The following is a 13,139-nucleotide window of genomic DNA, read 5'->3' as shown; positions in this document are numbered from 1 at the left end:
GGACACGGGACTGTCGTCCACCGGCACTACGATGGGCATCGACTGCTGCCTCGTGCCGGAGGATGGACATGACCCAGCTCAGTCTCGATCCGCCGCGCCCCGAGCAGCCGGCCACACCGGCCGAGTTCATCGCCGCGCTGCGCGCGCTGAGGCTCTGGTCCGGCCTGACCTTCCGGCAGTTGGCGGCCAAGGCGGGGGCGTCGGGCGACCATCTCGCGGTGAGCACACTCGCCTCCGTGCTGAGCCGGTCCACGCTCCCGAGGCGCGAGGTCGTCGAAGCATTCGTCCGAGCCTGCGGGCTGGACGATCGGGCCGTGGCCGAATGGGTGACGGCCCGCGACGCGCTGGTGGCCGGCTTCGGGCAGCCAGGCGGCCAGGGCCCGCCCGCAGCGGGGCACGGGCCCCCGGCGACGGCTGCCCGTCCCGGCCGTTCGGCGCCCGGCATGCTGCCACCCGACATCGCGGACTTCACCGGTCGCGCCGCACAGGTGGAGACCCTGCGGGACCTGCTCACCGGGCCCCAGGCCGACGAGGGCGGCCCCGGCGTCCAGGTGGTCGCGGCGGTCTCCGGCATGGGCGGCGTCGGCAAGACGACGCTCGCCCTGCACGTGGCGCACCTGCTCGCCGGGGCATACCCGGACGGCCAGCTCTGGGTCGACCTGCGCGACGTGGAGGGTTCCCCGCTGGACCCGGGTGACGTGCTCGCCCGGTTCCTGCGGGCCCTCGGGGTCGACCCCCGCGCCGTGCCCGACGGTCAGAGCGAACGCGCCGAGATCTACCGCACCCTCCTGGCCTCCCGTCGGGTGCTGGTCGTGCTGGACAACGCGAGTTCCGAACGGCAGATCCGCCCGCTCCTGCCCGGTGCCCCGACGTGCGCCGTGGTGGTCACCAGCCGGCTACGGCTGACCGGCATCGAGGGCGCCCGGCACATCGGGCTGGAGCTGTTCACGCCGGCGGAGGCGATCCGGCTGCTCGCCCGGATCACCGACGGCGAGCGCGTGATGCGGCACCTCGATCAGGCCACCGAGATCGCCGAGTACTGCGGCGGACTGCCACTGGCCGTACGGATAGCGGGGGCACGGCTGGCGGCCCGCCCGGCCTGGCGACTCGCGCACCTGGCGGCGCTGCTCGGCGACGAACGTCGGCGGCTGGACCGGCTGGCCACCGGCGACCTCGCCGTACGGGCGTCGTTGGCGCTGAGCTACCGCGAGCTCGACGAGGAGCCCCGGCGGCTCTTTCGCCTGCTCGCCCACTTCGACCTCCCCGACTTTCCCACCTGGCTGGCCGCGACGGTGTTGAACTGCCCGTTCGAACAGGCCGCCGAGCACGTCGAGACGCTGGTCGACGCCCAGCTCCTCACCGTCGCCGGCACCGACGTGGCGGACCAGGTCCGTTTCCGCTTCCACGACCTGGTCCGGCTGTTCGCGGTCGAGTCCGCCGCGGCGGACGAGTCGGAGGAGGCCATCGCCCAGGCAATCGTGCGAGGGCTCGGCGGTTGGGTCGCGCTCGCGGAGCGGATGGTTCCGGCGATCCCGGGCCCGTGTTTCGCCCTCATCGCCAGCCCCGCGCCGCGTCCGTCGATCGACTGGGCAGAGGAGCACGTGCTGGGCATCGACCCCCTGGACTGGCTCGACGCCGAACGTGCCGCGCTGCTGTCCGCCACCCGCCAGGCCTGCCGGCTCGGCCTGGACGACCTCGCCTTCGACCTCGCGGGCCTGCTGGAGAAGTACTTCGACCTGCGCGGCATGTACGCGGACTGGACCCGCCTCAACACCGAGGTGATGGCGGTCTGCCGGCAGGCCGGCAACCTGCTCGGCGAGGCCGTCATGCTCCGCGGTCTGATCGACGTCACCACCTGGAGCGCCAACCAGAGCGACGACGCCGCGATGGCCCAGCTGCACGCCGACTCGTTCCGGCTGCTGGAGATGTTCGGTGCACTCGGCCACGATCAGGGCAGCTCGGACGCGGCCGTGATGTGCTCCTGGGCGTTGACGGCGGCCGGCTCGTACCCGGAGGCCGTCACGATGGGCGACCGGGCGCTGCGCCTCGCCTCGCGGTCGGATCACCTCGGCGGTGAGGCGCGGGCCCACCTCGCGCTGGCGGTGTCCACCTTCGAACAGGAGCAGTTCGACACGGCGGCCACCCACACGGCCGCCGCACTCGACCGGGCCCGGAGGCTCGGCAATCCGCGCTGGGAGGCGACCGCGCTGCAGTTCTCCGGCATCGCCCACCGCGAGCTGGGAAAACTCGACGAGAGCCACCGGTTGCTCACCGAGTCTCTGACGATCTCCCGCACCTACCGGGACGACTACACCGCGACGCTGACCCTGCTGGCCCTGGCCCAGCTGCACTTCAAGCGGGGTGCCCCGGGCGCGCGGGAGGCAGCCGAGATGTCGCTGGCGCTGAGCCGCGAATACCACCTGACCCACCACGTGGCCGAGGCACTCCGGCTCCTCGGCGAGATCGAGCTGGTCGAGGGCCACCCGACCCAGGCCGTCCCGTATCTGGAGGAGTCCGTCTCGTTGTGGCGTACCCGAGGCTGGCACTCCTTCCAGGCCGCGACGCTGACCATCCTCGGCCGGGCCCGGCTGGGCTCCGACCGGCGGGCCGCGCGGGAGGCGTTCCAGGAGGCGCACGCGCTGTTCACCCGTCTGGGCAACACGGACAGGGCCGCCGAGCTGGACCTGCTGATCCGCGCGGCGGACGGGGCGGTGGAGGGTGACAGCGGTGCTCGACCGTGATCCGCGACCGCGTCCGCCGCCCGGTCGCCCCCGCTGTCCGGGGCCGGGCCTACCGGCCGCACCTCACGACAGCCCTCACCTGTGCCTCGCCCGGGCGGTTATGCCCGCCGACGCCGCGGCGACCAGCACCACGCCGACCACCAGTGCCGCCGCCACTACGGGTGCCCACAGCGGTGCCACCCGTAGCGTCCACGCGCCCAGCACGGCGCCGCCGAGCAGTCCCAGCAGCCGGCTGACCCCGCCCACGCCCGCCGCGAACCGGTGCGGATCGAGCACCACGCTGCGGACCACGGTGGTCAGCGAGCCGGTCAGGTACGTCGTCGACGCGCCCCGCACCCCGGAGCTGATGGTGACCACGCTCTGCATCCCGCTGGCCGTCGCGGCGGCGAGGAGCAGCGTCAGCCCGCCGGCGTACCCGGGGCGCGCTCCGGTGCCCACCCAGCCACCCGCAACGCCGACCAGCAGCACCGCCTCGGCCACCGCGACGGCCCCGGTCCGGCGCCCCCACCCCGAGCGCGTAACCGCCCACCGCCGCCGCCCCACTCGCCAACACCCGGGCATCCGCCGTGGCGATCGCCTGGCCGGACTGCACCAGGTTGCCGGTGATCACGCTCGCGAAGAACCCCCCGAGCCGGGTCAGACAGAACACGTCGAGGCAGCCGGACGCGGCGGTCAACACCACCAACAGCCGGACCACCAACCGCCTGGGCAGGACCGACCCGTCGGGCTCGTCCCCATCGCCGGGTCCAGTCAACCCCGGCCCCGGATGCCACTCATACGACTGCTCTCCCCGGCCCGTGTCACTGACTCGCGAAGCGCTTCTTCCCGCTACCCCGCCGTCCATGCCGCCGGCTGGGGACTTACGGGCCCGCGGACCAGGGCCGCCCAGCCGCACACGTGCGCTGTATCCGCGCCCGGGACACCCTCCGCACGCCCCGGCGCGGCCGGTCCGGTGCGGCCAGGAGCAGGCGCGGTCGGTCCGGTGCGCCCGGGAGCAGTCGCGGTCGACGGGTCAGGCGTGGTCAGCGGGCCGAGAAGGCGGAACCGGACGGGTCACCGGTCTCTGGCCGGGCCAGGCAGTGCACGAGCCAAACGTCGGTGCCGGTGAGCTGGATCGGCCACGCCTCGCGTACCCAGCCGGTGGTGGGCCGACCGCCGCTGCGGTCGGCCATGACCGACGCCGAGCAGGCGGCGCCGACGTCGGCGCGGGTCATCAGCTCGTCCTGGGGGACATCGGCCGCGTCGGCGGGCAGGTACGTCGCGGAGAAGGTCTCCCAGGCGTGATCGGTCGTGCAGTCGACCCCACGGGGCGGCATGGCGTTGCCACTGATCGAGGTCAACCCTCGCCAGCAGAGCGGGCGGGTGGGGCAGAACGCCGCACCGCAGGACGTGAACCCGGCCTGCCGGGCGGCGTCGTCCGTCGGCGCGGTGCTCGGCCCCTGCGGCCCGGCGTCGGACGCCGGCCCGTCGTCACGGCCGAGGCCGGTCTGCCAGACCGAGACTCCGCCGACCAGCACGATCGCCAGCAGCGCGGCGACCAGCAGCCACCGCCGGCGCGCCGCGCGTGGGCCGACGGCGGGAACCGGTGGTGCCGTGCCAGGCCAGGCCGGTCCCGGCGGGGACGGCGCCGCAGCCCCCGGCGCGGACGGTAACGGCAGGAACGGTGCCGGCAAGGACGGTGCCCCGGTCCCCGGCGAGGCCGCCGCCGGCTGCGGTCGATGCCCACCGGGGTCGGACCGGCCGTCGGCGGCGGCCCGGGCGGCGTCGGCGAGCCCGGCGGCGTTGGGCCAGCGGCCGGCCGGGTCGGTGGCCAGGGCACGGCCGACGACGGCGAGCACCGGGCGGGGCAGGTCAGTGCTGAGAGGACGCGGTGCGAACTGCACCCGTTGCAGGGCCATCGCGTACGGGCTGTCCCCGGCGAAGGGGCGGTGCCCGGCGAGGCACTCGTAGGCGGTGAGCCCGAGGGCGTAGACGTCGCTGAGGGCGGTGGCGGGCTGCCCGAGCACCTGCTCCGGCGAGAGGTAGGAGGGGGTGCCCAGCACCGCGCCGGAGACGGTGAGGTGGGTGCCGTCCCAGGTCCGCGAGATCCCGAAGTCGGTGATCAGCACCGATCCGTTCCGGCGGATGAGCAGGTTGGCCGGTTTGACGTCGCGGTGCACGATCCCGCAGTCGTGCACGGCCTGCAAGCCGTCGGCCGCCTGGGCGATCAGGCGCATGACGTCCTCGGGGGCCAGCCGCCCGGACCGGCGCAGCGCCCCGGCGAGGGACTCGCCGTCGACGAACTCCATCACCAGGAAGGTGACGCCGTCGCTGCGGCCGTAGTCGTGGATCGACGCCACGGCGGGGTGGTTCACACTGGCCATGGCCTTCGCCTCGGCCAGGAAACGACGGGCGAAATCCGGCTCGTCGGCCACCTCCGGGAGCATGGCCTTCACCGCGACGACCCGGCCGAGCACCTCGTCGACCGCCCGCCACACCTCGCCCATGCCGCCGGCGCCGATCCGGGTGTCCAGACGGTAACGGCCGCCGAGCCTCAGGCCGGAGTGCAGCATTCGTCTCACCCGTCCGCGCGTCGGATCGCCCCGGCTCGGGCCGAGGTCGCGCCATCATGCCACGCCGCGCCGCCCCCTCCGCCCACCGTCCGGGCGTCACCGCCGCGCTGGCCGCCTGCGAGGGCAGTGCCCGGGTGGTGGTCATCGAGCCGTACGCGTGGATCGGCGGCCAGCTCACCTCGCAGGCGGTGCCCCCGGACGAGGCGCCCGACAGGTGCTGGAGGCGAGCGGAACCGGTGAATTGCTCGCCCTCGCTGGCCGGCCGGCACCGTGCTGGCCGGCCGGCCAGGGCGCGGCGGCCGTCAGCCGGCCTCCGGGGCGCCGGTCTCGGTCAGGTGCCCGTCGGCCAGCCTCAGCCAGCGGGTCACCCCGATCTCGGCCAGGAAACGCTCGTCGTGGCTGACCACCACGAAGGCACCCTGGTACGCGACGAGCGCGCTCTCCAGCTGGTCGACGCTGACCAGATCCAGGTTGTTGGTGGGTTCGTCGAGAAGCAGCAGCTGGGGCGCGGGTTCGGCGAACAGGATGCAGGCGAGCGTCGCCCGCAGGCGCTCACCACCGGAGAGCACCCGCACCGGCAGGTGGACGCGGGAACCGCGAAACAGGAACCGGGCAAGCAGGTTCATCCGGTCGGCGTCGGGCAGGGCGGGCGCGAACGCGGCGAGGTTCTCGGCGACCGTACGGGCGGAGTCGAGCAGGTCGAGCCGCTGGGACAGGTACGCGACGCGGCCGTCGGCTCGGACGGCGGTGCCGGACACCGGTGGCTGGTCGCCGCTGATCAGCCGGAGCAGGGTGGACTTGCCCGCACCGTTGGAGCCGGTCAGGGCGATGCGTTCCGGGCCCCGGATGGTCAGGTCGACGCCCTCGCCGGCGAAGACCTGGCGGCCGTCGTACCCGGCCCGCAGGTGTTCGCCCTGAAAGACGGTGCGCCCGGCCGGCACGTTGGTGCCAGGCAGCTCGATCGCGATCCGGTCGTCCTGGCGGGCGGCACGGCTGGCCTGGTCCAGGCGGGCCTGGGCGTCGCCGACCCGGTCCGCGTGGGTCTCGTTCGACCGGGCCGCCGAGACCTGGGCATCACGCTTCAGCCCGCCGGCGATGATCCGGGCCAGGCCCGCGTTGGGCAGGTTGCGGGACGCGTTCGATGCCCGGCGGGCGGCACGCTCGCGGGCCTGTTGCATGTCACGCTTCTGCCGTTTGAGGTCCTGCTCGGCGTTGCGCACCTGGCGTTCGGCTGCCTCGCGCCGGGCGCGCGCGGCCTGCTCGTAGTCGGTGTACGTGCCGCCGTACCACTCGATCTCGCCGTGCTCCAGGGCGGCGATGCGGTCCACCTCGTCCAGCAGCGCCCGGTCGTGGCTGACGACCAGGAGGCAGCCGGTCCACGCGCGCAGCACCGCGGTCAGCCGGTCCCGCCCCTCACTGTCGAGATTGTTCGTCGGCTCGTCCAGCAGGAGCACGTCCGGACGCTTGAGGAGCTGGGCGGCCAGGCCCAGGGACACCACCTGCCCACCGCTGAGGGTGCCCAGTAGCCGGTCCAGGGTGAGATCGCCGAGGCCGAGCCGGTCCAGCTCGGCTCGGGTGCGCTCCTCGACGTCCCAGTCGCCGCCGATTGTCGTGAAGTGCTCCTCACTCGCGTCGCCGGCCTCGATGGCGTGCAGCGCGGCGACGATCCGGTCGACGCCGAGGAGCTGGGCGACGCTCTGCTCGCCGGTGAAGGGCAGGTGCTGGGGCAGGTAGCCGAGCGCGCCCCGCACCGTGACGGATCCGGTGGTCGGGCGCAGTTCCCCGGCGATCAGCCGCAGCAGCGTGCTCTTTCCCGCGCCGTTGGCCGCCACCAGGGCGGTGCGGCCACCGGGCACGGAGAAGGAGAGGTCGCTGAACACCGGGGTCTCGTCCGGCCAGGCGAAGGACAGGGCGGAGCAGACGATGTGAGCGTTGGACATGGTGAGATCCTCAGAACGCGTGATCCGGGCGCACACCCAGCGGGGCGCCCGGCAGGAAACAGGGACGACAAGATGGCCGAGGCGACAGCGCGATCACGCGCCCGTCGGCGGCCGGTCCGGGATCTCACCCGGAGATGTCGTCGTCACCTGCCACGTTCACTCCGTTCTCCGGCAACTCGGGCAAGAATAACGCGCGGTCGCTGCCGCGACCATCCTGGCGGGCGCGGCGCGCCTCTGTCCGGCGGCCCTGTGCTGTCGACTGTCAGCCAGCCGCGCGCCGGGCGACGGGCCAAACCGGACGGGGCTTCAGCTACGCGTCGTGACCGGTCGGAGGCTCACCGGAAGACGAGTCGCTGCGGGCCGCCCACCGGCGCAGCAGGTCGATGCCCTCGTCGAGCCGGCCGTGCTCGGTCAGCAGCGTGACCAGCAGCGGCAGGGAGCGCCGACTGCCCTGGTCGACGGACCTGCGGAGCAGGTCGATCGCCTCGTCCGGGCGACCGGCGGCGGCCAACAGGGCGGCCAGTTCGTCGTACGCCCGCACGTCGCCGTGGTCGGCTGCGACCCGCCAGTACCGCTCAGCCTCGTCGGCCTGCCCCCGCTCGGCCAGGAGGGCGGCCAGGCGGGCCGCGGCGTGCCAGTCGCCGTGGTCGGCGCGCAGCCGCAGCTCGTCGGTGTGCCCCCGGTCGGCCAGCAGGTCGACCAGGACGCTGCCCGCGCCCATCGCGCCGGCGGCACCGGAGTCGGCGAGGTCGCGCAGGTACCCGGTGGGGTCGGGCACGGGGGTCAGCCCGGTGGCCTCCGACCCGAAGAACCGGCTGCCGCCGAACTCGTGGCGCAGCCGGTCGTCCAGGTCGTCGGCCAGCGCGATCATGGCGCGTACGGCCAGCAGCAGGTGGGTGGGGACGAAGTCCTGCCCGAAGACGGGGATCGACGCCCAGACCGTGCCGCCGGTGCAGTAGACCCGGCCGACGACCAGCCCGTTGGTCAGGTCGGACAGCCGCTGGTACAGCTTCTCCGTCGGCTGGACGCCGGTGAGCAGCGGCGAGAAGACGTCCACCAGGGGCGGGTCGTCCTGGGCGCGTACGAAGATCATGGCGGAGCCGGCGCGGATGCCGACGTCGCCGTCGGCGTCGACCCGGAGCTGGTCGGCGGTGACGCCGAGGACGGCGGCCAGGATCCCCTTCACCTGTTCCGTCAGCTTGCCGTCGCCGGTGTGCTGATCGGCCGGCCCGGCCACCTGCGGGCGGCTCGGGGCGGTGACCGGCCGGGCCGCCAGCGCGGCGGCCAACCTGGTGCGCCGGGGCACCGGGGCGGTGGTGGCGGTGACGGCCGGCCGGGCCGCCAGTGCGGCGACCAGGCGGTTCCACCGGTTGTCACGCGCCGTCATCGTGCTCACCGCCCGGGTCGCCGGCGGGCGGGTCTGTCGGCGGCTCCACCGTCCGAATCTGGTCGAACATCTTGGCGATCACCAACGGCGCGGCCACCCCGAAGGTGAAGCTGGCGAACGCGGTCTCCGCCAGGCCACCCGCACCGGCCGCGGCTGCCAGGCCGGTGCCGGCCACCGCCCGCAGCAGGACGGCGAAGACGACGATCGGCCGGTCCCGGCTGTCCCGCCACGGCCACTGCCACCGACCCTCGGACTCGGTGGTCGGGCGCATCATGCCGTAGAGGTTCAGTGCCTCGGCGACGGCGCTGCCGACCATTCCCCACATCGCGGCCATCCATAGAGACACGTCCCTACCCTAGCGATCGAGAGATCCACCACCCGCACCGCCCTGCGCGCGGGTGCCGACGTCATCGCCGACGGTAACCGGCCGACACAAACCACCGTCCTCCCAGGACGGGTGAGGGCCGGCGGAGCATCTCGTTTAGGGCGGCCAGTTCGTCCGTCAGCGGGATTCGGGCGCGCAGTTCAGGAACGGGCTGGGCGTTCCGCTCGCGGTGGCCGACGCCCCGCTGCGACGGGTGGAGGAACACCGCCAGTCGGCGAACGGCTTGTCGAGGATCTCCTCATCGCCGGCGTGGTTATCGACGGCGACGACGGTGACCTGCTTCCCAGGTCCGCCGCCTCCCATGCCGGCGCCGGTGCCGTCGCCCTCCAGCCTCTTGTCGTCGTGCACAAGCAAGCGGTCGGCCGACCAGCCTGGCGCGGTCGAGCGGCTCGGGAGCCAGCGGTGGCAGGCCTTGCTGCTCAGCGACCTCACCGAGCGAGACCCGTCACGAACTCGGTGAACTGGGCCTCGCCGCTGCGCTGCTGGATCGGGTGCTCGCAGTGCAACAGAAAGTCGACGACCGGGGGCAGGAGGGCAAGGCGGCCGGCCGAGGCGTTTGAGGCGGTGCACCGGGCGGCCACGATTCGACGGTGGCTCGGCGACCGCAGCCGCCAGGCGATGGCGCTTGGCGGCGAGGGCGAGGCGTACCGGGAACGGGGCCAGCCCGAGGGGGCGGTGCCTTCCAGCTGCGCGCGGCGACCACCCGGCGACGCCTGGCAGTTGGCGATGACCCTGGATCACCTCGCGCTGCCCCCTTCGGGGCCTGCCCATTCAAGGAGGCAGGCCCGCCCCGCAGGGCCCCGGCAAAGTCACGGAGTGTCCGATCCGAGCCGGGCCGCCGCTATCAGGCGCGTGGTGTCCGTAGCAGTCCCGCGAACCACCCCAGCCTCTCGGCAGCAGCATCCTTGGGATGCATCGTCTGCTGGTAGAACCAGCCGAGGTGCTCGATCAGTGCCGCCCTGGCCTTGGGATCGACGAGGACGTCCAGCGGGAAGCCGGGGCGGAGTGCGAGCTTGGCTGCGGCGATCTTCACGCCCGGCAGCTCGTTCAAACGCCGGCGGAACTCCTCGCGTAGCGCGATGTCATCGAACGGCGTCCGGGTGCTCAGGTGCTGGAACACGATCTCGAACTTACCGCTCGGGTAAATCGTCGCCGGCCAGATGTTGCCGAGCTCGTGGTCCTTACCCCGCGCCATGAGAAAGCAGGAGGTCTCGCCGCCCGACCCGTAGAGCGGCATGCCGCCCATACTGGCCCACGCTTCGAGCACGGCGGTCACGCCGACCGCGACCTGCGGGTCTTGAAGGTCCGTCAGTTGCTCGACGAACCGGTCGTCGAGCAGATCCTTGCGGTGGGATCGCGCGCGGAGGAGTTGTTTGGACGTGTCCTGCTGCGGCATGCCGGCGAGCTGGGCCAACTCCTCGACGTTGAAGCGCTGCGCCTGGCTGGCCCGCCCGTACTTGTCGAACTCCACGCCCTCGGCCCGCAACAGGTCGCGCGGGTCGTCGCTGCGGGACGCGTCGAACCACCGGAAGCCGGGTGACACGGTGCCTTCGGCCTGGAGCACCCGGTGCGCGTTCGGCGCCGGATGGTTGGCCAGCCGAACACCGACCGGCATCGGGTGGCTGCCGATCAGCGCGGCCACGTCGCCGTACGCCGTCCAGGAGCCGGCGGGCAGCGCGGCGAGTGCCTTGTTCATGACGTCCCAGGGCACCTCGGACCGGTTGCCCGCCTCCTCGGTAGGCCCGGGCCAGTTGACGATGATCCGCTCGGCGAGGGAGTCCGCGCGGGCGTGAATCTCGGGGCGTCCCCAGCGCTTCTGCGCGGCGATCTCCTGGTTGAGTGAGATCCCGCTCTTGCCCAACTGGGCCCGCTTGACTAGGAAGGAGCTGTTGCTCAGCTCCGAGTTGTATCCGGTGAGGGTAAGGTTCCCCAGCGTGTGCACCAGTGCCTCGTGCGCCTCGGCGAAGCTCTCCTCCCCCTGGAGGTCCTGACTCAGCACCTTCCGCCACTCGGTGGTGGGGCTCTGCGGCATGACGTGTTCGATGGTCAGCGAGCTCAGCTTCACCGGCTCCTTGCTGCCATACGACTCCTCCAGCCATTGGAGCACCAGGTTGCGCTGGGTGGCCCGTCCGTTGAGGTAGAAGGGCATGGACCGCACCGCGTCGCGAATGCTGGAATCGGTGGCGTAGTATTTGCGGCCGACGGAAAGGTAGGCCCGGACCGCCTCGTCGACGGGAAGATCCGCCCGCATGTCGGTCACGACGCGCAGCAGGATCCGGTTGATACTCGCGGTAGCCCGGCCGACCAGCAGGCGCCGGATGAAGAAGCTTTCCACGTACAGCATCGCCGAGGCGATCTGCGCGGACGTCGCCGTCCCCTGCTTCCGGCGGTCCAGCAGGTGGAGCAGGAGCGGGTACACGGTGGTCGTGTCCCAGGCGTTGAGCCGGGCCAGCCGCCGCCGTACCTCCGGGTCACCTTCCTCCTCGGGGCGCAGGATGATCCGCAGGAGCGCGCCGAGCCGGCAGAACCGGCGCACCTCGGCCTCAATCTCCTCCTCGTTGTGCAGCCCGTTTAGCCGCGCCTGCTGACCGGTGTAGGTGTCGGTCTGCTTGACCTCGGGGTTGCGGTGCACCAGGTCGAGCCAGAACAACTGCTCAAGCTTCCCGGAGTCCAGCTGCTGTTGCAGCGGGAACCACAGCGAGTTGTAGACGGCCTCGCCACGGCTGGGCAGCCGCATGAAAAGGTAGTTGCGCAGCAGGTCGGCCTGGGTGAGCTTGAGGCCGGTATTGTTCAGCGACTCGAAGATCCGGTAAACGTTGTCGCCGGCCTGCGCGACGACCGAGACCAGCGCCATCCCCGAGATGATCGCGTCCTCAATGTGTTCCATGTCCAGTGGATCGTCCGGGTCGTCGGCACCGGCGGCGAGCTGCGCCACGAAGTACCGGTACGCCGCGCCAACCCGGTCACTTCCGCCGGCCTGCGGCGTCGCCTCCAAGCATGCCTGGTACGCGGACCGGTCAGCCTGGGTGGGAACGATTTTAAATCGGTGGGCGGGCTTGTATTTGTTGATCAGGAATTCCTGGTCGATGCGATCCCGATGGTCCGGACCCTCATGCTGCGCCCGGTGGTCCCGGAGGGCGCAGAGCAGGATGGACAGGGTGGTCAGTCGCTGCTGGCCGTCCACCACCAGGAACTCGGAGACGCCCGCCGGCCCGTTCGTGGGGCTGGGCGCGAGCACCAGCGACCCGATGAAATGCGTGAGGCTCGGGTCCTTGGTCCGCTCCCCGGCCAGCCCGCGGATGTCGTCCCACAGGCGTTGGAGTTGGGAGTCCGTCCACGAGTACGTCCGCTGGTAGAGCGGCACCCGATACTGCTTCGCGCCCTCCAGCAGCTCACGCAGCGTCGTTTCGTGTGCGGCAACCATCTGTGCTCCCGTCGTGCCCCGGACATAACCCGGACACCCAACCAGAATCCCCGCGCGAACCCACGCGTTAGTCAGGAATGCGACTCGCGCTCGACGACGTCACCGCGATGATGGCAGCAGACGACCACCACCGGTACGAGATCAGCCCCGAGGCCGTCCTCTCGGTCGCACCGCCCCCGGGATACGTCCAAGCGATCATCGCGACCCGGCTCATGCTGTGGCTCGCCCAGGGCGGTGCTCCGGCAGACCGAATCGCCCGGGCCGACGCAGTCTGGCTGCCGGTCACCGACGTGCTCCTCGCCGTCAAGATCGTCGCTGCGCCCGCTCCCCCACCCACCTGTGAGTTTCTCAGCGAGGGCGGGAGGCAAGGCAGCACCGTCGTCGCCGATCGGCGGGTGGTACCTGTTCGGTCCCCTTTGCTCTGCTGTCCCCCGCGCAACGCTCGCGGAGCGTGGCCGACTCCTCCTGCCTTCCGCCCCTGCTGGCTCCGCGACTCGAAGCGGATGCGCGGTGCCGGTGTTGCGGTGACGACAGCAGAGCAAAGGGACCGGGGGCGCTCCGGCTGGAGGATGCCGGAACCCGTCTACCGCAGCCGGCTCCGTCGGTGGCGACGGCTGGCCATCCTGTCTGCCTTTGACCCGGCAAACCGAGCAGACGGCAGCCCGCCGTACGAGCCGTCGAGGGCGTCTTGACGTGCCGGGCCGGGCTGC

Annotated in this window: 6 protein-coding genes and 3 pseudogenes; 2 read left to right on the top strand and 7 right to left on the bottom strand. The window is 72.4% G+C overall.

From position 1 onward, the window contains the following. The first annotated feature begins 68 nt into the window (after window positions 1–68). Window positions 69–2,741 carry an ATP-binding protein gene (locus tag ACQPZO_RS13255; protein ID WP_433350156.1) on the top strand — a complete coding sequence of 891 codons (2,673 nt, stop codon included), beginning with the start codon at window positions 69–71 and terminating at the stop codon, window positions 2,739–2,741. Window positions 2,742–2,816: 75 nt separating this feature from the next. On the opposite strand, the pseudogene ACQPZO_RS13250 reads toward ACQPZO_RS13255, so the two are convergent. Both ACQPZO_RS13250 and ACQPZO_RS13245 read right to left on the bottom strand, forming a co-directional pair. Continuing rightward, a pseudogene (locus tag ACQPZO_RS13250) lies at window positions 2,817–3,495 on the bottom strand (YoaK family protein). A 268-nt stretch (window positions 3,496–3,763) separates the two neighbouring features. Continuing rightward, complete coding sequence (locus ACQPZO_RS13245) at window positions 3,764–5,293, bottom strand: serine/threonine-protein kinase (protein ID WP_433350154.1); 1,530 nt, start codon at window positions 5,291–5,293, stop codon at window positions 3,764–3,766. Between the two features lie 56 nt (window positions 5,294–5,349). Between ACQPZO_RS13245 and ACQPZO_RS13240 the strand changes: the two are divergent. Continuing rightward, window positions 5,350–5,448, top strand: a pseudogene (locus ACQPZO_RS13240) (hypothetical protein); the annotation flags it as partial. A gap of 147 nt (window positions 5,449–5,595) precedes the next feature. Here ACQPZO_RS13240 and abc-f read toward each other — a convergent pair. The 5 genes and pseudogenes from abc-f to ACQPZO_RS13215 form a co-directional block, all read right to left on the bottom strand. Continuing rightward, a complete protein-coding gene (abc-f, locus tag ACQPZO_RS13235) occupies window positions 5,596–7,233 on the bottom strand; it encodes a ribosomal protection-like ABC-F family protein (RefSeq protein WP_433350152.1) in 1,638 nt (545 codons plus the stop codon). A gap of 802 nt (window positions 7,234–8,035) precedes the next feature. Beyond that, a pseudogene (locus ACQPZO_RS13230) lies at window positions 8,036–8,386 on the bottom strand (T3SS (YopN, CesT) and YbjN peptide-binding chaperone 1); the annotation flags it as partial. Between the two features lie 220 nt (window positions 8,387–8,606). Beyond that, window positions 8,607–8,966: a hypothetical protein gene (locus tag ACQPZO_RS13225; RefSeq protein WP_433350150.1), complete on the bottom strand. Its 360-nt coding sequence runs from the start codon at window positions 8,964–8,966 to the stop codon at window positions 8,607–8,609. Window positions 8,967–9,122: 156 nt separating this feature from the next. Next, window positions 9,123–9,353: a hypothetical protein gene (locus ACQPZO_RS13220; RefSeq protein ID WP_433350149.1), complete on the bottom strand. Its 231-nt coding sequence runs from the start codon at window positions 9,351–9,353 to the stop codon at window positions 9,123–9,125. A 496-nt stretch (window positions 9,354–9,849) separates the two neighbouring features. Continuing rightward, window positions 9,850–12,429, bottom strand: a complete 2,580-nt coding sequence (locus ACQPZO_RS13215; protein WP_433350147.1) for a GmrSD restriction endonuclease domain-containing protein — start codon at window positions 12,427–12,429, stop codon at window positions 9,850–9,852. Window positions 12,430–13,139: the final 710 nt, after the last annotated feature.

This window comes from Micromonospora sp. CA-111912 (assembly GCF_050948415.1).
In the GTDB taxonomy this organism is placed as follows: Bacteria; Actinomycetota; Actinomycetes; order Mycobacteriales; family Micromonosporaceae; genus Micromonospora.
The sequence above is the reverse complement of the archived record's forward strand: the minus strand, read 5'-3'. Positions and strand labels throughout refer to the sequence as shown.